Source organism: Chryseobacterium flavum (assembly GCF_003385595.1).
Classification (GTDB): Bacteria; Bacteroidota; Bacteroidia; order Flavobacteriales; family Weeksellaceae; genus Chryseobacterium; species Chryseobacterium flavum.
In genome coordinates, this window is record NZ_QNUE01000003.1 from 316,665 (window position 1) to 342,532 (window position 25,868).

Here is a 25,868-nt window from a genome sequence, read left to right on the forward strand (position 1 = left end):
CCCTTCTTTATTAAGGATTAAGCCAGCTGATCAGATTGTTGATACTGCTTTTTAACTGGGTCGGATCTTTGAAATTGGGTGTATTATTATTTTTAAAATATCTTTCAGCACGGGAAAAGAAATTTTCCTTTTCAGATTCCGTCATTCTGCTTTTATCATAGATTTTAAAAGAGATTTCATCTTTTTTATTTATGACAAGACTGGCAAAAGCTACTACTTCATCCTTGTTTTTAGCTAAAAGAAAGGGAAGTCCGAAACTCTGATCTCCAATCTTTACATTCTGTGTTTCCAGAAATATATCTTTCAGTACCAACATGTCTGATATATAAGCTTCAGCATATTGAAACTGTTTCTGATGTTGAACGATTGTTTCCATATTTTCTTCTTTAAGCTAAACAAAATTATGGAGTATTTAATCCTGGATACAGATACAGAACTACACAATATTATGGGTACAGATTTTTATTTATCCGTTTAATCTTTTACAGTTAAAGAAATTACACAGATCCAACGACTAATTTAAAGGAGTGTGAGAGGAACAGGAATGAAAAACAGGCTGATTCTATTTGAAACAGCCTGTCTCTGCAACTATTTAAAGCTTCATGATTATTGTTCTGGTTTTTTCAGGACTTCTCTTATTCCCTCCAGTCCATCACCAAATTGAGCAAGCAATGCTACAATCTGTGACATTCTATCATTTTCCCCCAGTCCTTTTAAGGTTTTATTTTTAACAAAGGTTTTCTTTATTTCGTTCCAGCGTTCTGTTTCTTCTTCTGTGAGAACTCCTATCAGCTCTTTCAGTTTCAGCATATTGGCTTCGGCTCCTGTTGTTAACGTCTGAGATTCATTCTGATAGTGATTTAAGACGATCTGAGTAACTTCATGGTCTGTCAGAATCGGTTGAATCTGTGCAATCAGCTTATTCATATTGCGATAAGACCCCTGCATTTTGAATGGAGGCTCATTTCTGTAGTCATCTGACATAGCTGCTGATACGATATATTCTTTATTCACCTTAAGCACCATATTTCTTACTCTGATGGTATTTTTAAGTACTGCTCTGAAATCCGAAATTTCATTGGAACTGAAATTTCCTTTCAGATTATCAGCGGGATTATCTGTAATTATACAATCATAAAGTTCATACAGATTTTCCATTCCGGGATTTGTCAGCCTGGTCAGGTATTCATTAGACATCAGGGCATTCTCAATAAGGCTCAGGTCAAACAAATCTGTTTTTGATCCGGATATTTCTCCCAGATTATACGTATCTGAACGGTTCGCCAGCATGTCCGGGATTTTAAACTTTTCTCCACTCTCCGTGTATGGGTTTCCTGCCATTACAAGACAGAATCTCTTGGACCGGAGATCATATGTTTTACTTTCTCCATTGTAGACTCCTTCAATCTTTCTCTGTCCGTCAGCAAGGGAGATGAATTTCTGTAAAAACTCAGGATTACAGTGCTGGATATCATCAAGATAAAGCATTACATTATCTCCCATTTCCAGTGCAAGATTCAACTTTTCAAGTTCCTGTCTGGCTCCTGCATTCCTTGCTTCATCCGGATCTGTGGAAACAATATCATATCCCAGTGAAGGCCCGTTGATTTTCATAAATACCAGCCCCATACGCTCTGCCATATATTCCATCAGGGTTGTTTTTCCGTATCCCGGCGGAGATACCAGAAGAAGCATTCCCATCCGGTCTGTTCTCTTATCTGTTCCTCCTGTTCCAAGCTGTTTTGCAAGATTAGCTCCTATTAACGGAAAATAAACATCATTGATCAGTTTGTTTCTTACAAATGAACTTAATACCTGAGGTTTGAAAGTATCAAGTTTTAATGCTTTCTTCTTTTCCTCCACCCAACTGTATTTTAATTCCTGAAGACGCTTATATTTTGGAACAGTAACGGTATTAAAATGGTTCAGGCGGGGTACAAATTCAAAGTAATTAAGATGGTATTCTGCATCTTTTTCAAGAGACTTTAGTTCTTTTACAGAAACTTCATAAGCAATGCGTCTGATATTTTTCGGATCAAACTTTTGAGTGATGATAAATCCGGCAGCTTCCTGTATCGTATCTTGATCAGCTTTAGGATTAAAAGCCTGTAATGCACTTTCAGCAATCGAATAACATGCCTGAGGATACTGATACATTGCCTGTAACCGGGAAATAAACTCCAGATCTTTTCCTTTATCTCTCAGTTCTTTCAGAAAAAGTCCGTACAAAGTGGCTGCTTTTTCTGAGATCAGAAAGTTTTCTTTGTCTTCCTGCTTCAGGTATCTGGCAGCACTGATATAATCTGTCTCTTCAAAAATGTTATGAACTGATGCAAAAGATTTCATTTCTTCCGAAAGTTCTCTGTTTAGATATTCAAATCCCTGTTTCACAGTGAATGACCGGGCAATAATAGCTTCTGCCTCAAATTGTTTGGTATAATACTCTTTCCTTTCAGTTCCCAGGAAAAACCAGAAAAGCTGTGCAAGTGCTCTTTCCTGTGCTGTAAACCTCATCAGTCCCAGCTCATTGTGTATCTGCTGCAGTTTCACCACAACCGTTCCGGCATCTTTATCGTGAATTCCTTTTACAAGACCCTCTCCGAAATGCTCCGCCATAAACTGCCGTACAATCTTTTCGTTTTCTGTTTCAGGGACTATTTCCTTAAGAGCTGAGAATACGTTCCAGGCAAGATATTCAAATCTTTTTACCTTGCTGTTTTCTGAAACAAATTCCTGATTCCAGACCTCCTGGAAGTCGTCTGCAGCAAAGCTCAGAGGCTCATAAAAGCTTGTACCTGTAAGATGATAGTAATATTGCGCATTTCTCAGCACCAGAGTAAGATCCAGCTTCTGCTGATTGACCGTAAATTTATAGTCTCCCAGTGCAATAACGCTTTCCCCATCTGCATAGATCTCTTTTTTATCTTTCAGCTTTCTTACCGCTTCTTGTTGCAGGGTTTTCAATAACGTCTGAATTTCCTCTGACTTTGCTGAATCTTTCAACTCTGCAAGCTGTCTTGAAAGGTCTTTTACTTTCTCCACCATCAGGTCCGCTGCAAAATAACCATTGATCTCATTTTCAGAATCAAAGGATTCAGCTTTGGTCTGTACGGACTTCAGAACTCTCTGTGCTGCATCGAAGAGATTCTGTGTTCTTTTATTTCTTGCTTCGGTAAGCTGTACCCTTTTATTCTGGAAATGTTCGTAAACTTCTTCTCTCTTGGTTCCAATCTGCAGGATAAATTCCTCGAAATCAATAAATTTCGTTTCCATTTCTTCCAGCTGAATAGAAAGTTTGGTCAGATATTCATCACATTTCTCCGGAGTTTGCGAGAGTTCCAGAAAATTAATCACAGACTGGTCAAATAATGTTATCTGGGCCTGGAAATCCGAAGCGAGTTCTTTTCCTGAGATTTCTCTTTTCCTTTTGCTGAGCTCCAATCTTTCCTGATTCAGCCTTGCAAAAATTAATGAGATGTTTTCAATAATCTGGGTAGACTGCGAAGTATCTTCAATTTTAAGGTTGTTAACGATATCCACCAACAATTCCAGCTGACCGGAAAGGGTGTTGATCTTTTCTTCAATTGTCCTGGCATCAATTGCTTTCTGTAATCCAATGATATCTTCCGAAATCTGTTGTGCTTTCTCCTCATAAGGCAGCAGAGCTCCCTCCTGAAGCAGAAAATCCACACAGGCATTTGATAGTTCTGTATAACGGTCTGCAAGAGACTTTTCCAGTGTATCCAGCAATGCTGTATCTGCATACTTAAGCTCCCTGGCTCCTGTTACTTCCCCCCGCAGGACTCTGATCTGAGAAAGTACATCAATATATTCTGTCAGTTGGGAGTAGTGAAGCCTTTTCGTATCATCCAGAATTTTTTCACAGGACTTTTGTATTTTTTCTAAGGTTTCTTCTGTATTTTTCCTCTGCTCTACTACTTTTTCATATTCATTAATTGCAGAATGGGCAATTGCTCTGATTTCCTTCAGCGGAAGATCCAGTTTCTGAACTTCATCTTCACCAAGGAAGTAATAGGTATCCATAATAGATGTGGAAAGCTTCACAATATCATCATACAAGCCACTATAAGAGTCTTTTTTATTCAGGAGCGTGATCAGTTCCTGACTTTCCGCTATTACTCTGACAATATCCTTGTTTCCGATTTTATAAAGTAAGCTGTCCGCTTTTTCTATATTGGGAAACAACTCTTTTGAAAAAGGAGTCTGCCAGATCTGGGCCAGATGATGTTTTGTTGTTTCAATACTCTCTCTGAGATAGATCAGTTTTCCATCATTAAGAAACGTAAATCCACTGCATCGAATGGGTGTTTCAATAGTCTGGGTGATGATATTATAGGAAATAAGCTGATAATTATTGGTTTTATCATCGTAAAAAACATATAAAAAATTCTCTCCGTTCGGTTCAACTATGGTTTTTAAATAATAAAGCCTGGTCTGATCCTGTGAGATCACTTTTAAGCCTCCTGTCTGAAGAGCATATCCGTTTGAAAATAAAACTCCCTGGTTTTCAGGAAGTAAAAACCCTGAATACTTAAGAGCATCAGCCCGGGAAACAGTTTTTTCTTTATGATTGTAAATGAAATAGCGCTCTGTTTCCTGATAGGGCTTTATTCTAAACAAAACAAGATTATCAAGATCACAGAAGTGGATCTCTGCATCGTCCAGATTCTGATCTTTATGGATTACATCCTCTGAATAAATTCCTTTTCCGGTATCTGTATTGTCTTCAACTTTAATGGTTATATCTCCACCTATACTTTCTACGAAAACCTTATCGGCAAGGGAGATATGCGGATGCTTTCCAGATCTTTGCATATCTCTTGTTGCCTTTATCCAAACAAAGCCATGCTGCTGAGGATATGAAGTCTCAGATGCACTTCTTGAATCTACATAGATCAGCTGGTTTTCTTTTATCAGCCATTTAAAGGCCTTGATATCAGTAGTACTTTCTGACAGCTGAAAAATCATATAAAGATAGTTTTCCGTAAAGGTAAACCTGGCAAAGAAAGTATTTCTGTAATATTTATAAAGGTTTTTAAACTCATCGATGAAAACTTCATCATTGATCAGGATGTGATCCTGAGGTTCAAACCGGTTATTATTAATTTTATATATTGAAAAAACGTCCGAAATATTAATTTCCGTCTGAAGTCCCAGATGGGCATTAGACCCGAATATCAGGTGATCCCCCAGTGAATAGATATCTTTGGCAATACAGCTGTGATCCGTTGAAATCCTTTCATTGGCAATGAGTGAGAAATCCACTCCTCCAAATATATTTTTACGGTTTTCGTTAAGCTGCTGAAGTCTCTGAATCAAGTCATTCTTCTGCTCATTTAAACGGTTCTGAATAATTTCGTAAGTTCCTGAATTAAGTTGTTCTGACATCGTTTTTATTTAGGTTGTCATGACTGCCATATCACGCAGGGTTTATATAACTTGGGTACTCTGAAAATGGTTCTGAAATTAACCTTATTTGGGAATCTGTAAGGTTAAAATATTTTTAATGCATTACCGGGTTAAACATGATTATTGTTCACCGGTTTATGTTCCACTCCCAGGTGTTTAGCCATGTCAAGTGCTCTTTCCAGAATTCCTTTTTCCTGTGAAGTGGCAACGCTGTTCAGTTTAAAGATCAGGGAAGCAATACTCATATTTTTGATATCATCAGAAGAAATTTTGTATTTATCTACCATTCCCATTACTTTTCCAATGATGTTTTCCCCGTCTCCCAAAAGATTTTCTCTCACAATCTGTGCGTTTTCACTGTGGCTGATGAATTTATCCAGCCCCTTACCCGCAGAAACCTGGCGCACCACATTATCAAAGAAAGTATTGTCACCTCCTACGATATCAATTTTTGCAGATTTGAAGGCTTCAGCCAATACCATAGACTGAGCTTCTGCAATGTCTTTCTGAATAGCGATCTGAGCCAGTTCCACATCTTTTTCTTTGGCCAGCTGAAGACGGAATTCTTCGTGGTCTTTTCCTGCATCATTCAGCTTCTTCATTGCTTCTGCTTTCTCAGTGATGCCCGCTGCTTCTGCCAATGCTTTTTCTTTGATCACTTCAGCCTGTGCAATGCCTTCTTTCCTGGAAGCATCGGCTTTTTTCTCAATAACGACAGCCTCTACGATTCCCTGTCTTTCTGCAGCATCTGCTTTCGCATGCATTACCTGAGCCTCTGATAATCCTACTGTTGCTTCTTCTTTTGCTTTAGCATCTGCGATGATTTTACGTGCTTCTGCTTCTTTTTCTGCTGCATCTCTCTTAGCCTGTGCTTCGATCACATATTTTTGGGCATCTTTTTCAGCTGCCAATCTGCGGGATTCTGCAGCTCTCGTTTCTTCGATGAGTTTTTTCTCCGCTTCCTGAGTAGCCAAGGTAATTTCTACCTGCTTGTTTCTTTCTGCTGTTTTGAAGGCTTCCAGATCTTTGATTCCCTGCTGTTCTTCTACTACGGTTTTTTCCATTGTCAAACGCTCGCGGATCGCATCCTGAATACTTTTTTTCTCTAGTTCTATTGCTTTTTCTTTTTCAATCTGAGCCAGAGAGACAATTCTTTCCCTTTCTGTTGCTTCAAGTGCTTTATCTTTTAATACCCTCTCTGTTTCTACCAGATCAGCGCGTTCTTTGTTTTTAGAAGCGATAACTACCTGGCGAAGTTTGTTTTCTTCTGCAATCTGTAATTTTTCTTCTGTAGCAATACGTACTGTTTCGTATCTCAAACGTTCTTCTTCCTCTACTTTCAAAATTTCAGCATTTTCACGGGCTTTGATATTAGCTACTTCTCTTTTTTGAGATTCTTCTTTTTCTGCCAGTTGTTTTTCAAGTTCCAGAATTGCTTCTCTAGCTTCTACATTCTGTTTTGTAATGGTTTTTTCTTCATCCCGACGAACCTGGTTGGCTTTAATATTCTGTGTGGCTGTAAGCTCGGTGATTTTCTTAATTCCTTCAGAATCAAGGATATTATCTTTATCTAATTTATCAATGGAAGTCTGCTCAAGGTAGTCTATTGCACAGTCATCCAGCACATATCCGTTAAGATCTGTTCCGATGATATCAAGTATTTCCTGACGGAATTCACTTCTGGCTTCGTATAATTCTGTAAAATCAAATTTCTTTCCTACCGTTTTAAGGGCTTCCGAAAATTTTGCTTCAAACAGTTCTCTCAATGTCTGCGCATCGGAAGCACGCTGGCAACCAATAGTTTGCCCCACATTGACGATATCATCTACTGATTTATTGACGCGGATAAAAAATGCCACCTGAATATCTGCCCTCATATTGTCCTTACAGATCAGCCCTGCTCTTCCTTCTCTCGAAATCTCCAGTTTTTTTACTGAAATATCCATAGATTCCATACGATGGATAATGGGAATGACAATACCGGCATTAAAGAAGACTTTTGTACCTCCATAACCCGTCCTTAAAATAACGATTCCCTGAACAGTTTTTTTATACATCGATAAAATCCAGAAAATCAATCCGATTGATGCTACGGCTGCAACAACAATTCCAGCAATTAAAGGTAAGTTCATAGTTTATATGTTTATAGTTTATATAGATTGTGTTTTTTGTTATAAAAATTAGCAGATGATACTTAGGATATGGTTCAGCAGAATCAAAAAAACAGTCAGCATGGTTATTCGATTTTATTTTAATATCTCATTGATCTCTGTACGTAATAAATTCTCTTTTCGGGTTCTTCATCTACAATCATGACACGAACGCCATGTTCCAGTTTACTTCCATCTTTACTTCTCACCATCAGCGTTATAGGATCGCTTCCGATAAAAACTTCCATCATTCCTATTTTATCATTATGAATAGTGGATTTTAATCGCCCCTCTCTTCCTAAAAAAGCATATGATAATTCGCCTTTATGATTAATCTCTTTAAAAAAGGGATTGAGAGGTTTTAGTATTATTTTAGTCAGCAGCATTCCTGCAATCATCAGCGGAAAGAGAATCAGTATTCCTGCCCATGTAGGTAATGGGATAAAATAATTCAGATAAAATGAGCCCAGCCAAGTAATCAGAAGTGAGAGCGTAAGAAAATAGCTCACAGGAACGATATCCAGATTCAGAAATTTCAGGAAATGCATCCATGCCGAAGAATCGTGGTCAGGGGTATGGAAATGTCCGTCCGGAACATCTATATCTGTATCCAGATCAGAGTGAATCCCGACATCTATATCCAGCCCTGTTAGAATGGTGAAGAGCCAGTAGATCACAGAAAGTCCCAGAAGAACTGTCAGTACCGTATTCACCGGAGAGAATGCTACATTTAAAAATTCCTGAAAGGTCATATATTAGCCTTTTTTAAGTGTTTCTTTTAATCTGTTTAATGCTTCTTCAGCTTCTGTATCATTATTGTTTATAATAGCGTCTATTTCTTCATCAATACTTTTCCCTGGTTTTGAAAGATCAGAATAAGCTTCTGCAAGGGTTTCCTGCTGTATAACCCGGTCTTTAAGTTTTTCCAGCATACTTACCGTGCTTCCGGTATCCATCTGAGTCATCTTCTTATTGATATCTTTGGTGGCTTCGCTTACCTGGACCCTTGCTTTCAGGGTATTCAATTCGTTTTCCCACTTCGCAATGCCAGATTTCAGATGATTGATGCTTCCCTGCATTTTTTCGCATTCATCATATAGCTTTTCATGCTCATTCTGCAGTGTTTTTGCTTTTTCCAGCGAAGAGACCTGTCTTTTTAGCGCTTCTTTGGCAAGACGGTCTGCTTCTGCAGTTTTTACTTCTCCTTTTTCAGCTTTCTGAACAATGACTATGGCTTTATTATAATAATCCCGGGCTGTTTGCCCTTCTGTTTCCGCTTCATTTTTTTTGCGAATAGCAAGAGCTTTCATCTGGGCAAGAGCTTCTATACTTTTTCCCAGCTGTTCTTTCATTTCACGGATTCCTTCTTCCGTTAAATTGATGGGGTCTTCAAAGCTTTCAATCACAGAATGAATCTCTGCTTTTCCTATTGTTAACAACCTTTTAAAAATGTTCATTTTAAATATCTTTTGTGAATTACTTACTCATCTCAAGCATTTCTGCTGTAAATTCTCCCACCAGGATTCCTAAGGAATTGATAGAAGCCATTACTTCGTTTTGTGCCATATTATCAGTTGGAAGTGTATCTCTGAAAATTACCCGTCTCCCTGTCCCGTCCAGGGCAAATGCCCCGTGAACAATATCCCTGTTTTTCTGAAGCAGCCTCAGAAATATTTTTTCGGAGGGGTTTTTGATTTCAAAAAGAAATTGTTCCATAATCAGAATAGAATCTGATATTATTAGGATCATGTTTTTTATACCGTTGGATTCTTTTTCAATGATTAAGATTCTCTGGGCTTCATCCTCAAGCGTGATGTTAAACTCATAATCTAACAACCACTCTTTGACCGTTCTGAATATTTGATTTCTCATGATGGCTGGTTTAGTGTTTTATTTTCGTCTAGACAAATATAAAATAAAATTTCCAAAATGCAAATAATATTAGCAATTATTTGTTTCAGATTCTCTATATTTGCAAAAAAGATTAGACAAAATGAGCTTCTTTGGAACCAATATTAAGAAGATAAGACAGGTAAAAGGACTGAGCCAAAAGGCTTTTGCTGATTTATTTGATTTAAACAGAGGAGTTATAAGCTCTTATGAGGAAGGACGTGCTGAACCCAAGATCGAAACAATATTAAAGGTAGCAAATCATTTTAACCTTAATCTTGATCAGTTGCTGACTGAAATCCTGCCGGTAAACCAGCTCGCAAGTGTTTCTGACATTGACCAGTTAATGCTTTTTCCGGAGTTGGCAATTCAGAACAGCAAAGGAATGCAGCCTAAAGTGGAAGAAAATAATCCTAACGGATCAATACTGCAAAAAATATTAGCAAAAATTGATGTTATATATGAATTTACTTCTGAAAAACATTTACTACCCCAATATCAATATGGTGATATTCTATTTCTTAATAAAGCAGATCTGACGGTAGATACTATTAGCAATTTATTCATCTTTACCAATGAAAACCTTCACCACGCAACGGACAATCAATCCAAGAATAAAGAAAACGCAGAATATTATAAGATTGTAGGATATGTTTCCACAACAGACAAGAATATATTTACCGGCATTTTTGAAAGACTGGAAAGACTGGAAAAGAAAATCTGAGAAACTAAATTATAAATTATAAAAAAACCCTCCGTAAAGTCATTACAGAGGGCTTTTGTACCCCAGACGGGACTTGAACCCGTACGTCCTTGCGGACACAGGATTTTAAGTCCTGCGTGTCTACCAGTTCCACCACCAGGGCAGGACATGAAGCAAAAAAAGATTCAAACCTGCGTTCAAATCTTTTTTGCATAGTGCGGATGAAGGGACTCGAACCCCCACGCCTCACGGCACCAGATCCTAAGTCTGGCGTGGCTACCAATTACACCACATCCGCTGGTTTTACTGATCTGAATTTTCAAAATCAGAATGATTTCTTACAAATATAAGATATTTTATTTAAAGAACTCTTCTCTAATAAAACAAAAAACCCTCCGTATGATCGTACAGAGGGTCTTGTACCCCAGGCGGGACTTGAACCCGCACGCCAAAAGAGGCACAGGATTTTAAGTCCTGCGTGTCTACCAGTTCCACCACCAGGGCATGGTGTGGAGCGAAAAACGGGATTCGAACCCGCGACCCCAACCTTGGCAAGGTTGTGCTCTACCAGCTGAGCTATTTTCGCATAGTGCGGATGAAGGGACTCGAACCCCCACGCCTCACGGCACCAGATCCTAAGTCTGGCGTGGCTACCAATTACACCACATCCGCTGGTTTTTTATTTGTAAGTTTAAAGAGCTTGCTTCGTTTTTGTGAGTGCAAATATAGGACAATTTCCTTTAGTACCAAACTTTTCAAGAAAAAAAATTAAAATTTCCACATTTTTTTTTCACGGCACCTTTTATTACATTTCATTTTCTTACTTTTACATCGTTAATATTTACGATATGGAATTACAAGGAACGGTAAAGAAACTTTTTGATGCTCAAACATTTGCGAGCGGGTTTCAAAAAAGAGAAATGGTTATTTTGACCCAGGAACAGTATCCACAGCCGATAAACATAGAATTTTTATCTGATAAAATCAGTTTATTAGATAATCTTAAAGAAGGAGAAAACGTAAAAGTAGGAATCAACATCAGAGGTAGAGAATGGGTTTCTCCTCAGGGTGAAACTAAATATTTTAACTCTATTACAGGATGGAGAGTAGAAAAAGTATATGACAATGCTGCAGAACCTACTCAGGCTATGCCTCAGCAGTCGGCATCTCCTGTTTCCAATGAAAATCCTTTCGCCGGAGACGACGATGATGATTTACCTTTTTAATTGAAGAATAAAGATCAAATACAAATCCTGCTTTCTGAAAGTGGGATTTTTTTTCTAAAATGGTTCGACTAGACGAAAACGAGATTTCATTCCCTGATCCTGAAGCTTATGATGGTCATGAAGGGCTGATTGCTTTTGGTGGTGATCTGTCTGTAGAACGTATCTGGTTTGCTTATCAACTGGGGATTTTCCCTTGGTACAATCCCGGAGAAGAAATTCTATGGTGGTGTCCGGATCCCAGGTTTGTTTTATTTCCTGATGAAATAAGAATTTCAAAATCCATGAGGAAAATATTAAACCGTGAAGTGTTTACATTTTCAGAAAACCAGAATTTCCGGGATGTCATATACAACTGTCAGCAGGCACGGAGAAAGGACCAAAACGGAACCTGGCTTTCGGATGAGCTGATGGAGTCATTCATTAAACTTCATGAGTATGGTCTTGCCAGAAGTATAGAGGTATGGCAGGAGGGAGAACTTGTGGGAGGATTTTACGGTCTGCAAATCGGTCATGTATTTTGTGGAGAAAGTATGTTTGCCAAAGTTAGCAATGCTTCCAAGGCAGGATTTATCCATTTTGTAGAAAACAATAAAAACCATCTTGAACTCATTGACTGTCAGTCTCATACCGAACATCTTGAAAGTCTGGGAGCCAGAATGATTCCTAAAAAAGAATTTTTAAAAATTTTACACGAAAATAATGAACGCAGATAAAGAAAAGTGGATCCTTCTGGCCGTCCTGAGTATTATTTGGGGATCATCTTTTATACTGATCAAAAAATCACTGGAACATTTCAATCCGTTTCAGGTAGGATCTTTAAGGGTGCTGATTGCAGGAATTATATTACTCCCGGTTGCCGTTTCCAATTACCGTTTGTTCCCGAAAAGACATTTGAAATGGCTTATTCTGGCTGCATTCACCGGAAACTTTATTCCTATGTTCCTCTTCCCCATTGCAGAGACGGAAGTAAGCAGCAGCATTGCGGGAATCATCAATTCCATGATGCCTATATTTGTTATTATCGTAGGAGGTCTGATCTGGAAGTTTGAAACTACAAAGAAACAGATTATAGGGACATTGATCAGCTTTACGGGAGTCTGTATTCTGGCTTTCGGTGGTGGAGAAAGTGCTGATTTTAAAATTATTCCTATTTTATTGCTGCTATTGGCTACTTTATGTTATGCATTGAGTACCACAACCGTAAAATCAAAACTGATGGAGGTCTCATCTACCGTTCTTTCAGCTTTTGTTTTCTCATTTGTCTTATTTTTCCCTTCAGTAATTGCTCTTTCTTTTACTGGTTTCTTCTCAGAATTTACTTTTTCAAAAGACAATATGCTCGGTTTATTGTTTGTAAGCTTACTCTCTGTATTCGGAACCGGATTAGCCATGATGATGAATTACCGTCTGCTTAAAGTCTCTTCACCGCTTTTTGCTTCTACAGTTACATTAATTATGCCTATTGTAGCCATTATATGGGGTATTATAGATGGAGAAAAGCTAACTTATCTGCAATTTATAGGAGCCGGAATTATTATTGCCGGATTAATATTTTTAAGGACTAATCAAAAAAAATAAACTGGTTTTAAATCCTGTTATTATAACTACAAGACTTTCTTTTTCATTATCATTTCAATATAAAATAACTGACTCAATAATACTTCCGGTAAAATTTGTTTATGAATACAAATCAATATAAAAAAATCCTGCATCTGCAGGATTTTTTATGTATTGTCAGCTCTTCTTAACTTTATTAGCCTTGACTTTTTTTACTTCTTCTTTAATAAAAGGATATTTTTTCTGCATATCATTTACCAGGGAAGGATCAATTTCCAATGCTTTCTGAAGTGATTCTATGCCTTTTTCCTGTTCTTTAAGATTAAAAAAGCAATTACTCAGCTGATAATAGAGCTCTGCCCTGTGATGCTTTTTCACTGCCTTATTCAAAACCAAAACCGCTTCTTCATATTCACCTAAAAGCATTAATACTTCCGAGTAAGCATACCAATTATAAAATCTTGAAGGCTCATCATGCACTAACTTTTTAAGGCAGGAAAGGCTTTCTTCAAATTTACCTGAATCAATGAATAAAAAGGCCAATCTTTTCTGATAGTCAAGATTGTTTTCATTCAATTGGGTAGCCTCTTTGGCAAAATGCAATGCTTCTGTCATTCCGCCCATTTCTTCATACAGGTATGACTGCTCCATCATGGCAAGATAAAACTGCGGATCTTCTCTCAGCGATTTCTGAAACGAGTTCAGAGCTAGGATAGATTGTTTTAAAGCTTTATGACACAGCCCGATTTTATAATAAGTAAATGCTTTTGTATATTCCAGTTCGAGCATTTCATCATAAACATCTATGGCTTTCTGGTATTGCCCCAGGGCTTCATAGCAGGCTGCTTTATTTGCATACACGCCTACAGAATTTGAATTGATTGCCAATAAGTAATCATATCCCCTGATGGCTTCTTCATAATTTTTTCTGTTAAAATAGAATTGCCCATATTCAAACCATGCAGTTTCTGAATAGGAAAATTCATCAAGATATTCATTTAGAAAGGCAATAGCCTCCTCACTCTTATTCAGGTCACTGAAGCATACCATACAATTTTCCAGCGCATATTCATCCGCAGGATCTTCTTTCAGTGCTTTTCTGTAATGTTTAAGAGCGTTAAAAGGATCTCCTAGATTTACATATTCATCTGCAATAAAGTTATGAAGAAAGTTCTCCTCTTCTCCTAATTGAAGGGCTTGTTTGCAGATTTCGATGGATTTTCTGGGATTTCCTAAGTTCGAATAATACTTTGCGTAACAAACCATGAAGTCTGTATTTTCCATTGATGAACCTTTCAGCTCATCAATAAGTTCCTTCGCCGTATTATATTCTTCCCATTCTAAAAGAATTTCAAGTCTTTTGATCTTGATATCTAAAGAATTAGGGTGGAGCTTCAATCCATAATTTACCGCCATATCAGCGTAATTAAAATCTCCCAGCTCCAAATAATAAACAATAATGTCTTCCAACTCTTCTGTATCAAAGTAGAATTCATCATTATTTTCCATCATTTCCTCGAACTTTTTTACAAGTTCATTTCCAAAATACTCTTCCAATAGTGTCCTCTTTGTCAGCCCGATGTTTGAAATTACTTACAAACCCCGGCAAACTTTTAATTAATAATACATCTGAAACTGATATTCAAATATTTATGCAAAGTTGCAACTTTTTTTTGAATTTTCCATTTCATAAATTTCTATTATAAAAATAGTAAAAAAAGAAAATAGATAAAAGGATTGTGGATAAAAAAACGGAAATTGGGATTAAGTTATTTTTATGTCAATCCTTCTCCAATTAAAAAACGGACCCTTCTGAATCCGTTTTTATTGTAAGTTCTAAATTAAACTTTTAATTTTAGCGATAATATCGTCTCCTAATTTATCTGCCTCTTCCTGAGATTTAGCCTCAGTATAGATCCTGATAATCGGCTCCGTATTTGATTTTCTGAGGTGTACCCAGTTGGTTTCGAAATCTATCTTAACACCATCTACGGTAGAAACTTCTTCATTCTCGTATTCTTTCTCCATTCTGCTTAAAATAGCATCTACATCAATTTCCGGAGTCAGTTCTATTTTCTTTTTACCCATAAAATAGCCCGGATATCCTGCTCTTAATTCAGAAACCGTTTTGTTTTCTTTTGCAAGATGGGTTAAAAATAAAGCAACGCCTACTAAAGAGTCTCTCCCATAATGTAATTCAGGGTAAATAATTCCTCCGTTTCCTTCTCCACCGATGACAGCGTTTTTCTCTTTCATCAAAGTAACTACATTTACTTCCCCTACAGCACTTGCAAAGTATTCCGAATTGTGGGCTTGCGCAACATCTTTCAGGGCACGGCTTGAAGAAAGGTTTGAAACAGCTGCTCCGTTTTTATGTTTCAAGAGGTAATCTGCTACCGCTACCAGAGTATACTCTTCCCCAAACATTTCGCCTTTTTCATCAATTAAGGCCAGTCTGTCTACATCCGGATCCACCACAACTCCAAGATCTGCATTTTCTTTTTTCACCAATTCACAGATATCTCCCAGATGTTCTTTCAAAGGTTCAGGATTATGCGGGAAGTGCCCTGTAGGTTCACAGTATAACTTGATGGTTTCACAACCTAATCTATCCAAAAGCATAGGAATTGCAATTCCTCCTGTAGAGTTTACCGCATCCAGAACAACTTTAAAATTCTTCGCTTTGATTGCTTCTACATCTACCATTGGTAAATCCAGAATCTGCTGAATATGGATATCAAAAGCATCATCTCTTGTTTCATATTTTCCCAGATCATCTACTTCCGCATAGTTGAAATCTTCACTTTCTGCCAAAGCAAGTACTTCTGCTCCATTTTCACCACTGATGAACTCCCCTTTTTCATTGAGTAATTTAAGGGCGTTCCATTGTTTAGGGTTGTGGGATGCTGTAAGAATGATTCCTCCGTCAGCTCTCAGTTCAGGCACCATTATTTCTACAGTGGGAGTGGTTGAAAGCCCAAGATCAACAACATTGATTCCTAGTCCCTGTAAGGTAGCCGTTACCAGGGAAGAAACCATTTGTCCCGATATTCTGGCATCTCTCCCGATCACCAGAGTTAAATCTTTTTTATTTTTATTATTCTGAAGCCAGGTTCCAAATGCCGAAGCAAATTTTACCACATCAAGCGGGGTTAAATTATCATTTACTTTTCCTCCGATTGTTCCTCTAATTCCTGAAATAGATTTTATTAACGACATTATGATTTGATATTTCTTTTTATTGTATAAATTTTTCGGAACAAAGATACTTAAAAGACTTTTAACTTATAAGAAGGGTATTGTTTTTTGAATTTTATCATAGGTATTTCTGACAGCCTTTGGTGGTGGAAAGCGATACCCTATATACAGCAAACCATAGAGGTTATTATTTTCTACCGTCTGATTATCTTTCTGATCGTAGGCATAGGCCTTAAAATTCATTCTACCCCCGAATAAAAACCGGTCAGTATTATAACCGATATGAAGCCCTCCCTGCATTCTTATGGTTGCATACTGCGCGTTTTCTTTGGCTCGTGCATTTTCAATATCCCTGTAGCTGGAAAACTTCCCGCCAATCCCTACTGCCAGATAAGGAGAAATACTGACCTTATTTCCAATCACCCAATTATAAAAATACCCGATATTACCTCCGATATTATATTGTATCTCTTTACTTTTTACGCCGTCAATCTTATTTCTGAAAATGGTAAGGTCATAATCCACAAACGGAATCCAGCTGCCACTGCTTTTCTTCTGCCACTCTCCCTGAGTGTAGATACTTCTTGCTGAAAAATTTTCATTGAGAATATAAGATGTGGAGCCTCCAAAAGTTTGCACTCTTAAATCCGGAAACTGAATATATGGATCTCTTCCTTCCTGCCATTCAGGGGATAAGTCTTTCATGTTTTCGACATAAAAGCCTCTTACATTTTTATAATAAACATTCTGTATAAACCTTCCGGGAAAAAATCTGAAGCTCAAATCAGTATAAGAGCTTTTCCCTTTCATTTCATCATCATTATTTCCATCTAAAAATCTTGGTGTAAATGATACCGTTGCACTTATGATTCTATAATCGATTGAAACAGATGTTTTTGTTTTATTGTTGATTGACAGGGTTGTTTCGAATGCGTCCTTTCCTTTTCCTGCTGAAAAAATATAGCTCTCAATATTGGTATCAAGATTCACACGAATCATTACCTGGTCTGCATAAGACCTGGTGTTGGCCGTATCTGACTGAGCTTTTACCTGAAAGGCAAATAAAGAAAATAATCCTAATAATCCTGTTTTTAAGAAATTCAACTTGAATAATTTACATTAGAAAAATGAAATTACTACATTTTTTTCAATTATCTGATGAACCCAATATTAAGAACAGCCGCAGTCTTTGTCACAGTTGCTCCTTTTGGAACTGAATTTCTTAGGTGCAAAATTCTTTTTAAGTACTTTAAATAAAGAGTAACAGGCAAATGCTACAATTAATAATATAAGTACATATTGAATGATTAATGATGAGTCCATTACTTTAAAATCTGATATACTATCATCGACACAAAATATGCCAAACCTGTCATCATGACCACCTGAAAGCCGGTCCATTTCCAGCTTTTGGTTTCTCTGTAGACTACTGCAAGTGTAGAAACACACTGCATTGCAAATGCATAGAAAAGAAGAACCGATATTCCGGTTGCAAAACTGAAGACTTTCTCTCCATCGGGTTTTACATCTCTTCTCATTTTATCAATTACTTTTACTTCCGGAGCATCATCTTCCAAGCTGTAGAGTGTAGACATTGTCCCTACAAAAACTTCTCTTGCCACAAAACTTGTAAGAATTCCTACTCCCATTTTCCAGTCGTAGCCAAGCGGAGCAATAACAGGTTCTATTCCTTTACCCATTTTTGCAAGGTAAGAATGATCAAGGTGAACGTCTGTAGCTACAAACTCATTTGTTTTTTGGCCTGGTCCGAAATAGCTCAGGAACCAGATGATGATGCTTACAATGAAAATTATTTTTCCTGCTCCGGTAATAAAATCCCATACTTTTCCCAGGACCATTTTAAAATCGTATCCGAAAAGTGGCTTTTTATAGGCCGGAAGGTCCATTACCAGATAAGTTTTACCTTTACTTTTAATAAATCTTTTAAGGATTGATGCTGAAAATAAAGCGACTAAAAAACCAAGAAGATACATTCCCATCAAAACCAGCGCCTTGTATTTTATTCCTAGAAATGTTCCTTCTGAAATAATCAGTCCGATGATAATACTGTATACCGGAAGTCTCGCAGAACAGGTCATAAATGGCGTTACCAATATGGTCAGCAATCTTTCTTTTACATTCTCAATATTTCTGGTAGAGATCACCGCCGGGATGGCACAGGCTGTTCCTGAAACAAGCGGAACAATACTTTTACCATTAAGCCCAAAAGGGCGAAGCAGTCTGTCCATCAGGAATACTACTCTTGCCATATATCCAGAATCTTCCAGCAGGTAAAGGAAATACAGCAGGATTCCAATCTGTGGTGCAAAAACTACAATTCCTCCGATTCCGGGAATGATCCCATTTGAGATCAATGAATTAACAGGTCCTTCAGGAAGGTGTTCGCTTGTAAATGCAGCCAGCCAGGAGAATGTATCTTCAATCCAGCTCATCGGATATTCTGCAAGGAAGAAAACGCTTTGGAAAATAATCAGAAGGATCGCTAAAAAGACTACATAACCCCAGAATTTATGAACTAAAACTTTATCCAGTTTTTCGGTCAGTAATTCTTTGAACTGAGGTTTTTTAGAAATAATATCCGCCAGTATTTTGTCAACATTCTGATATCTTCTAACAGTTTCCTGAACCTGTAATCTTTTTGGAACCAAACTTTTAGAATCAGATTCATTGAGCTGATCCATGACAGAGCCTATTCTTCCGAGATCAGTTCCCAATGAAAGGCTCATCCAGGCTTTATATTCATTATCAAACCCTTTATGTGCTGCCAGTTTCTGAATAAAATCTCTATGCTCGTTTGGTGTTTCAAATGAAAGTTTATCTGTTTTTACAAATTCATTGTTGTAAACAGCTTCTCTTACCGCATCGATCCCGATCTGTTCTTTGGCATTGGTCTGAATAATTTTAATACCTAATGTTTCTGAAAATTTTTGAATATCGATAGAAATTCCTCTTCGTTCTGCCTGGTCAATCTGATTGACAATGAGAATCATCGGAATTCCAAGATCCTGAATCTGCTGAAACAGAAGCAGCCCTCTTTTTAAGCTTAATGCTTCAAGAATATAAACTACTCCTGCGTAGTTTTTCTGTTCATCAATAAGGTATTTGGAGAAAATAGCTTCATCTTCTGAACTTGGGTAAACGCTGTAAGAACCCGGGAGATCAATAACCTCTACTTCTTCATTTTTGTAAGTATAGTTTCCTGAATGGCTAGCAACGGTAACCCCTGCATAGTTCCCGGTTTTCTGCTTCTTATTACAAAGTGTATTGAAAACCGTAGACTTTCCGACATTAGGATTCCCTACTAAAAGGATCTGTTTTTTTTTGTTTGCCTGCATTAATTCAATTCTTCAACAATGATATATTCTCCTTCTTCCTCACGAAGAGCAATCCGGCTTTTTTCTGTTCCAAATTCTACATACATGGGCCCATTGAATGGAGCCTGATATAAAATCCTGAAAACAGTCTCCGGAAGGAGTCCCATTTCAATGATTTTATTGGGCATTTTCAGATGGTCATTATCATATCCCAATATCTTTCCCATTTTATTTTTAGGAAATCCACTTAATTTATGTAAGCCGTTCTCTTTCAAAGCCTAATTTTTTGTGACGCAAATATACGCTATTTAAATTTAATCTAAATAACGTTTGCTTATGAAAGAAATCAACCCCAACACATTACTGTATCCGGGTTGATTAGAAATTATAATTTGATTGTCATTTATGGACAAATAGCATCTCCTATAGCAGCTGCTTCAAGAAAATTTCCTCCATGACTCCATACATTATAAGCAAGACCTATGACACAAGCCGTATGTAAATCAATATTTTCTGTCTTTAATTCAATTTTTATGGATTTCTTTTCTTCTCTAATATTCTTTTTTGTAATTAAAATAGTTTCTTTTTTTTCCTTGTTAGCTTCTGTTTAGAATAAGAATGAAAATCCAATTTTAATTTGAAAATTTTTAAATTGATCATGCTTTTTCCATTTATAAAGTTGGATAAATATTTTATTACAGTAAATTGAAATGCTTAAATTTTTAACAAAAAATCAACCCAGATACAACAATGTATTTGGGTTGATTTGAATATAATTTAGTTGATATGAAGCTTATTTTTTCTTCTTGTCAGAAGGAATTTCCTTTTCTATAGGATTGTCGTTGGCATTATAAAAGTCCTTATACTGTTTCTCTTGTTTTTTCATCATATCACCTACTGTACCATCCATTCCAGGTATAGTTTTGGACATCATTTCCTGTGTCATCATAGGTCTTACTGATGCAAAAGGATCTTTTTTAAAATCATTAAATGTTTTTTCAAATTTTTCTCTTGATAATTCATTCACTTTTCCTCCCGAAGCATGCATTAAATTTTCAATATAAGAGAATTCTGTATAATCTTTTACTTTTTTATTTCCTTGTAACACCCAAGAATAGTTCTTATCCGCATCTTCAATCTTTACAATTAAACCCGGAAGCCCATAAAATTTATAAGGTCCATCCTGAAATGGTATATCCGTACTAAACCAAGCCGTCCAGGTTCTTCCCCCAAAATCAGTTGTCGCTTTCTGAGCATTATATTCTCCTATTTTTTGTTTATCGGCTAAAATATTCCAGTTGAACTTAAGATCTTCACTATAACCAATATTACTTGGTGTGAATCCATTTGCAATTTTGTCAACATATTGAACTTTCATCCCTGGATAAAACTTATAAATTCTTGCTGAAATTTTCGGAGTTTTAAGAGATTTTGAAAGATCTTTCATCATACCTGCTTTTTGCATTGCTTCTATTTCTACTTTCATAATAGAATCTTGTGCTATTACAGTATAATCCTGATAAATGGATCTGTTTTTATCTGTAATATCTAAAATTGTAATAACCTTATCCAACTTCGCTGAATCTTTCTTAGGTTTAAAAGTCAGTTCATAAAAGAAGCGGTTGGCTGTTTCTTTTGATTCCTGAGCTCCGGCAAAAGCAAAAAGAGTGATAAGAAATACGGAGAACAACTTTTTCATTGTAGTAAGTTTATATAATTAGTAATCACATGTCTGCTTTTGTTACATTTTTTTTGAAATTTATTTTTTTAAGATTGGCCAATGTGTTTACGATAGAAGCTAACGAAAAATTATGATTCTCTTAAAACATTTTCATTTTTAAAACGCTTACCTTTAAGCTTCTAAAAAACAAATATTATGGATACTTTATCTCAATTAAAATCCGAACTGGAAGGAGAATTCCAAACCACAAAAAAATTTATTGAACGTTATCCTGAAGGAAAAAACGATTATGCTCCTCATGAAAAAAGCATGAAAATGATGCCTCTTGCCACTCACCTTGTTGAAATTTTTGAATGGCCTGACACTATTTTAAATACCTCAGAACTCGACTTTGCCAAAGGCGGGTATCAGCCGTCTCAGCTTTCAAGCAAAGATGATCTTTTAAAAAAACTGGATGAAAGTTACCAGGCTGGTGTAAAGGCCCTGGAAAATGCATCAGAAGAACAACTGAACCCCAGCTGGACGATTAAGAATGACGGGCATGAGCTCGCAAGCTGGAGCAAATACGGAGCTATTCGTCATGCCCTGAACCAGATTACCCATCACAGAGCCCAGCTGGGAGTCTATTACAGATTAAATGATATTCCTTTACCGGGCAGCTATGGACCTTCTGCAGACCAGCAAAGTTTCTAACTGTAATGCAAGATATATTCAACAAAAAACCAATCCTTCAGGATTGGCTTTTATTTTATTTAAAATTGAATTTTACGCTTAACATGACCTGGCTTGGGCGGAGCTGCATGGTTGTCTGGGTTATCGTTGTATTATCAATATCGATTCTTTCAAATACCTTTTTATTAGCAATATTCATCCATTTTAGCTCAAAATCCACTTTCTTTTTAGCCCATGAGAACTGATAGGAAAGATCAAAGAACCCATTATTATATTTTACGTCTGCAGATTTTGAATTGATCTGATCCCAGTAAAATCCTATGGTATGGTTTTCTAACGGATAGAAGAAGACATTTAAATTATGATTGTACCCTTCAGTTTTTCCTTTATTTCCGGTAAGGTAAATATTGGAGGTGTTATTCCACGTTTTAGAAGCATTAAAATCTACACTCATCCAGGAGAAATAGGTATTGTTAAATTTAATTCCGAGTGTATTCCCATTGGTTTTATTATCAATGTTTTCATCATTTCTTATTGATTGTGACTTGGATACAGAATTGTTATAGTTTATGGATGCATTGGTTTTAAACTTTGGAAAATATTTTCCTATTTCTGCATAATATGTATTACTTGTTCTTTTATTTTCTTTTTCAAGATATTCTGTTACCCTAAATCCGGATTCATTAACGACGCTTGAAGCAATAAGGTTGTTTTTTGCATCACTTAATCTGTATCCCAGGTTGAAGAAAAGGTTATTTAACGGATTCCTGTACTCCAATCTTGCTCCTGCATTTTTTGTAGTGGCCTGAGGAATCGGGTTTTTAGGATTCATCACATTAAATCCTCCCGGGCTTGTCAGAATATATCCTGCATAAGCCGTCTGAATATCTCCGAAATTGTTGCTGACTCCTCCATTTACACTCGCTTTGAAGAACGAAGCAAATGAATATTGAGCAAAAACATTCGGGGTAAATGTTACTTTGCTTAATGATTTGGAAACATTTCTAAATGCATCTTCAGCCTTAATATTATTGAAGTTTACCGGGAAACTTGAAAATAAACTCCATGATTCGGACTTATAATTAATCCCCACGGAGGCAGACGGATTGATTCTCGTGAATTTCAAATCATTTTCATAGGCTAAGCTTGCAAAATCCGGAGAGTTATTAACTGTACTTCCATCAAAATCTGTTGTCAATTTGTCTGTAGAAAAGTCAAAACCTACCTGAGGCGTGAATGTCCATCCTTTTGTAGAAAAACTGATATTTGCAGAATGCGACGTATCTAAAGATTTGATTCTGAAATATTGTAAAGCTGTACTTCCCGGTGTGAATTTTATGGTTGTAAAATCATTACTGCCCGGTTCTTTATATGGGAACTGTAAATAATTGGCAGGAGAAATTTCTAAAATCTGCCTGTCATTCTGATAGCTGATATAAGATTTGAAATTTACCATTTTTTCCTTCCACGGAATAATGGTGCTCAGAGAGTTCTGAAAAGAGGTTGTAGGGGATTCCAGTGCTTCGTTTCCTATTCTGTAACCTTGTTTATCATTTCTTTCTGCAAAAGCTCTGTCACCATTCCAAAACTGTGAAAATGTAGTTGTATTTTTAAAGAATCCTTTTTTAGCATTTTTTGTGAAAATCAGCTCTCCTTTCAATTTATCCGTATAGAAATTGTTCAGAAATCTTGTAGTATATTGTGTTCCCTGCTGGATATCCCTGGTAATACTATTTGACTCTCTTTCTACTGCATTATTCGTATAGTTTGCATTCGCTTTGAGTTCCCATTCCTTCTTCTTGTCAATATTGGTAAGGTAATTCGCTGACAGATAATGAACGCTGTTCATCAAATATCTTTTTACCGGAAGATCAGGAGTACTTGCATTCTCCACATTGAGCCAGTTGTTCTGTGATATATTACTTCTTCTCCCTTCCCATGTGCTGCCGAAAGCAAGAATATTCCCTTCATTTTCCACCTGCTCACCCATATTATTGGTTTTATAATTGACTACCCACTGGCTTTTCTGTCCGAAAAACATGGGAGTCAGTTTTACATTCCATAGCCATGGTTCTCCAAAACCTGTTCCTACCTCTCCTCTTCCGGTCATGGTAACACTGTTTTTAAGCTTGATATTGATTGCTGCCTGATCTGAAGGAACCTTATCCTGAAGAATTTTTACTGGCTGGTGATTTTCAAGAACTTCTACTTTTTGCACAGCGTCTTTAGGAAGGGAATTGTTGATTGTTCCGTATCCTCCTTCCATCAGGTCTTTTCCGTTAACATAAAATTTATTGATCGCATTTCCCTGATAAAGAATGGTTCCATCTTTGTTCACTTCAATGCCGGGGATCTTTTTCATCACATCTGCAAGTGTTCTGTCATTTTTACTGTTGAATGCTTTAAGATCATAGGAAATTGTATCCCCTCTTGCTGTGATCATTTTGGTTTTCAGCTGTACTTCTTTTATTTCCGTAGCTTCTGACTGCATTTTAAAATTCTGAATCTGATCGCTATTACTGATCTGTTTGGTAAGGGGTTTCTGGTTGAATGCTTTCACCTTAAGATCTACATTGGCTTCTGCAGAAGTGAATACAACTTTATATTCTCCTTTAGAATTCGTAATTGCATACGCCAGAATAGCATCTTTACCAGGCTCCTCAATGGTTACACTGGCGCTTGGTATCGCAACACCGTCATCATCAGTAATTTTTCCTGATACTGTTTTCTGTGCAAAAGTGAATACAGAAATAAAGAACATCAGAAATAAAGAAATATTTTTTTTCATGTTTATTATTTGCTCTATTAGTTAGGTACTATTGTTATTCGTTACACTTCTAAAGATCAATTTTAAATTGAAAGGTTAAATCAATATCACTATAAGAATAGTTATACCGTGTTCAGCCTTAAAAAAACAGCATCATATTTATGATTACAGCTGAAATTAATAATCTTACGACAAATCATATCTCTGTTCTTTTAATACTAATGAAAATAAATATTTATTATTATTATTTAGTCTAAATAGGTAAAAATGATTTGAATCATAGATTAAAAAAAGCTTAAACATTCTTTCGTATATTTTAATTTAATAATTTTGTAACATAAAATTTATAAAATGGGAATTATTTTAAAGCCTATAGATGTTGTAGATGACATTTCCAAAGAGGATTTCTACGAAAAATATCTAAAGCCAAGAAGGCCCGTTGTCATCAAAAATATGGCAAAAAAATGGCCTGCTTATCAGAAATGGACGATGGAATATATGAAAGAGGTCGTAGGAGATGTGGAGGTTCCGCTATATGACAGCTCAAAGGCAGACCCATCTGCTCCCATCAATGCTTCAGCAGCAAAAATGAAATTCGGAGATTATATAGACCTTATCCAAAGAGAGCCTACAGATCTCAGAATTTTTCTTTTTGACCCGATAAAATACGCTCCAAAACTTCTGGAGGACTATATTTCTCCGAAAGAACTCATGGGGGGCTTCCTTGATAAATATCCGAATATGTTCTTTGGAGGTAAAGGATCAGTAACCTTCCTTCACTTTGACATTGATATGGCGCATATATTCCATACGCATTTCAACGGAAGAAAACACATCCTTCTTTTTGACTACAAATGGAAAGAAAGATTGTATCAGATTCCCTATGCTACCTATGCGTTAGAAGACTATAATATTGAAAATCCGGACTTTACGAAATTCCCTGCCCTGGATGGTGTGGAGGGTATAGAATGCTTCCTTGAGCATGGAGATACTTTATTTATGCCAACAGGATGGTGGCACTGGATGAAATATCTGGATGGTTCGTTCTCCATTTCACTCAGAGCCTGGGACAAATCTTGGGCAGTAAAGGCTCATTCTTTATGGAATCTTACGGTACAGCGAAAGTTTGATGATATTATGAAAGCCAATTTCAAAAAGAAATATATGGACTGGAAAGAAAAAATGGCAATTAAAAGAGCTGAAATTGCTTTGAAGAGAGGCTTACCAAAATAATAAAAAAGACGTTTCAAATGAAACGT

19 protein-coding genes and 5 tRNA genes are annotated in these 25,868 nt (G+C 36.6%); 6 read left to right on the forward strand and 18 right to left on the reverse strand.

Going from position 1 to position 25,868, the window contains the following annotated elements; all coding sequences use genetic code 11:
• Positions 1–10: 10 nt before the first annotated feature.
• From DRF59_RS05355 to DRF59_RS05380, 6 genes are all read right to left on the reverse strand, one after another.
• Positions 11–376, reverse strand: a complete 366-nt coding sequence (locus tag DRF59_RS05355; protein WP_115957518.1) for a hypothetical protein — start codon at positions 374–376, stop codon at positions 11–13.
• A 230-nt stretch (positions 377–606) separates the two neighbouring features.
• Complete coding sequence (locus tag DRF59_RS05360) at positions 607–5,409, reverse strand: DNA repair ATPase (protein WP_115957520.1); 4,803 nt, start codon at positions 5,407–5,409, stop codon at positions 607–609.
• A gap of 131 nt (positions 5,410–5,540) precedes the next feature.
• Positions 5,541–7,562 carry an SPFH domain-containing protein gene (locus DRF59_RS05365; RefSeq protein ID WP_115957522.1) on the reverse strand — a complete coding sequence of 674 codons (2,022 nt, stop codon included), beginning with the start codon at positions 7,560–7,562 and terminating at the stop codon, positions 5,541–5,543.
• Positions 7,563–7,681: 119 nt separating this feature from the next.
• Positions 7,682–8,332, reverse strand: a complete 651-nt coding sequence (locus tag DRF59_RS05370) for a hypothetical protein (RefSeq protein ID WP_115957524.1) — start codon at positions 8,330–8,332, stop codon at positions 7,682–7,684.
• 3 nt (positions 8,333–8,335) lie between these two features.
• Positions 8,336–9,037, reverse strand: a complete 702-nt coding sequence (locus tag DRF59_RS05375; RefSeq protein ID WP_115957526.1) for a PspA/IM30 family protein — start codon at positions 9,035–9,037, stop codon at positions 8,336–8,338.
• Positions 9,038–9,056: 19 nt separating this feature from the next.
• Positions 9,057–9,452 (reverse strand): type III secretion system chaperone family protein, encoded by a 396-nt coding sequence (locus DRF59_RS05380; protein WP_115957528.1) that lies wholly within the window; start codon positions 9,450–9,452, stop codon positions 9,057–9,059.
• Positions 9,453–9,573: 121 nt separating this feature from the next.
• Here DRF59_RS05380 and DRF59_RS05385 point away from each other — a divergent pair, with 121 nt between their 5' ends.
• The gene (locus tag DRF59_RS05385) at positions 9,574–10,194 is read left to right on the forward strand and encodes a helix-turn-helix domain-containing protein (RefSeq protein WP_115957530.1); all 621 of its coding nucleotides are present in this window, start codon (positions 9,574–9,576) and stop codon (positions 10,192–10,194) included.
• A gap of 58 nt (positions 10,195–10,252) precedes the next feature.
• Here DRF59_RS05385 and DRF59_RS05390 read toward each other — a convergent pair.
• The 5 genes from DRF59_RS05390 to DRF59_RS05410 all read right to left on the reverse strand — a co-directional run bounded on the left by DRF59_RS05390 (position 10,253) and on the right by DRF59_RS05410 (position 10,845).
• Positions 10,253–10,336 (reverse strand) — tRNA-Leu (locus tag DRF59_RS05390).
• A 53-nt stretch (positions 10,337–10,389) separates the two neighbouring features.
• Positions 10,390–10,471: transfer RNA gene (locus tag DRF59_RS05395), tRNA-Leu, on the reverse strand.
• 122 nt (positions 10,472–10,593) lie between these two features.
• Positions 10,594–10,677, reverse strand: a tRNA-Leu gene (locus DRF59_RS05400).
• 6 nt (positions 10,678–10,683) lie between these two features.
• Positions 10,684–10,759 (reverse strand) — tRNA-Gly (locus DRF59_RS05405).
• Between the two features lie 4 nt (positions 10,760–10,763).
• Positions 10,764–10,845, reverse strand: a tRNA-Leu gene (locus DRF59_RS05410).
• Positions 10,846–11,021: 176 nt separating this feature from the next.
• Between DRF59_RS05410 and DRF59_RS05415 the strand changes: the two genes are divergently transcribed.
• From DRF59_RS05415 to DRF59_RS05425, 3 genes are read left to right on the forward strand one after another with little or no spacing between them, the layout of a single operon-like run.
• Positions 11,022–11,399 carry a DUF3127 domain-containing protein gene (locus DRF59_RS05415; protein ID WP_115957669.1) on the forward strand — a complete coding sequence of 126 codons (378 nt, stop codon included), beginning with the start codon at positions 11,022–11,024 and terminating at the stop codon, positions 11,397–11,399.
• A 59-nt stretch (positions 11,400–11,458) separates the two neighbouring features.
• Positions 11,459–12,112, forward strand: coding sequence for a leucyl/phenylalanyl-tRNA--protein transferase (gene aat / locus DRF59_RS05420; RefSeq protein ID WP_115957532.1), 654 nt, complete (start codon positions 11,459–11,461; stop codon positions 12,110–12,112).
• Complete coding sequence (locus DRF59_RS05425; RefSeq protein ID WP_115957534.1) at positions 12,099–12,977, forward strand: DMT family transporter; 879 nt, start codon at positions 12,099–12,101, stop codon at positions 12,975–12,977. Before aat ends, DRF59_RS05425 begins: the two co-directional genes overlap by 14 nt.
• 156 nt (positions 12,978–13,133) lie before the next feature.
• On the opposite strand, the gene DRF59_RS05430 is transcribed toward DRF59_RS05425, so the two are convergent.
• From DRF59_RS05430 to DRF59_RS05455, 6 genes are all read right to left on the reverse strand, one after another.
• Positions 13,134–14,513: a tetratricopeptide repeat protein gene (locus DRF59_RS05430; RefSeq protein ID WP_115957536.1), complete on the reverse strand. Its 1,380-nt coding sequence runs from the start codon at positions 14,511–14,513 to the stop codon at positions 13,134–13,136.
• Positions 14,514–14,792: 279 nt separating this feature from the next.
• Entirely contained in the window at positions 14,793–16,175 is a 1,383-nt protein-coding gene (gene glmM / locus DRF59_RS05435) for a phosphoglucosamine mutase (RefSeq protein ID WP_115957538.1), read from the reverse strand.
• Between the two features lie 66 nt (positions 16,176–16,241).
• The gene (locus DRF59_RS05440; RefSeq protein WP_115957540.1) at positions 16,242–17,258 is read right to left on the reverse strand and encodes a DUF4421 family protein; all 1,017 of its coding nucleotides are present in this window, start codon (positions 17,256–17,258) and stop codon (positions 16,242–16,244) included.
• Between the two features lie 218 nt (positions 17,259–17,476).
• Positions 17,477–19,510 carry a ferrous iron transport protein B gene (gene feoB, locus DRF59_RS05445; protein ID WP_115957542.1) on the reverse strand — a complete coding sequence of 678 codons (2,034 nt, stop codon included), beginning with the start codon at positions 19,508–19,510 and terminating at the stop codon, positions 17,477–17,479.
• Entirely contained in the window at positions 19,510–19,764 is a 255-nt protein-coding gene (locus DRF59_RS05450; RefSeq protein WP_115957543.1) for a FeoA family protein, read from the reverse strand. The genes feoB and DRF59_RS05450 overlap by 1 nt, the downstream gene beginning before the upstream one ends.
• A gap of 518 nt (positions 19,765–20,282) precedes the next feature.
• Positions 20,283–21,188 carry a GLPGLI family protein gene (locus DRF59_RS05455; protein ID WP_115957545.1) on the reverse strand — a complete coding sequence of 302 codons (906 nt, stop codon included), beginning with the start codon at positions 21,186–21,188 and terminating at the stop codon, positions 20,283–20,285.
• A gap of 177 nt (positions 21,189–21,365) precedes the next feature.
• Here DRF59_RS05455 and DRF59_RS05460 point away from each other — a divergent pair, with 177 nt between their 5' ends.
• A complete protein-coding gene (locus DRF59_RS05460; protein WP_115957547.1) occupies positions 21,366–21,863 on the forward strand; it encodes a DinB family protein in 498 nt (165 codons plus the stop codon).
• A gap of 55 nt (positions 21,864–21,918) precedes the next feature.
• On the opposite strand, the gene DRF59_RS05465 is transcribed toward DRF59_RS05460, so the two are convergent.
• Complete coding sequence (locus DRF59_RS05465; RefSeq protein ID WP_115957549.1) at positions 21,919–24,630, reverse strand: TonB-dependent receptor; 2,712 nt, start codon at positions 24,628–24,630, stop codon at positions 21,919–21,921.
• Positions 24,631–24,960: 330 nt separating this feature from the next.
• Between DRF59_RS05465 and DRF59_RS05470 the strand changes: the two genes are divergently transcribed.
• On the forward strand, positions 24,961–25,842 hold the full coding sequence (locus DRF59_RS05470; RefSeq protein WP_115957551.1) for a cupin-like domain-containing protein: 882 nt from the start codon (positions 24,961–24,963) through the stop codon (positions 25,840–25,842).
• Positions 25,843–25,868 lie beyond the last annotated feature (26 nt).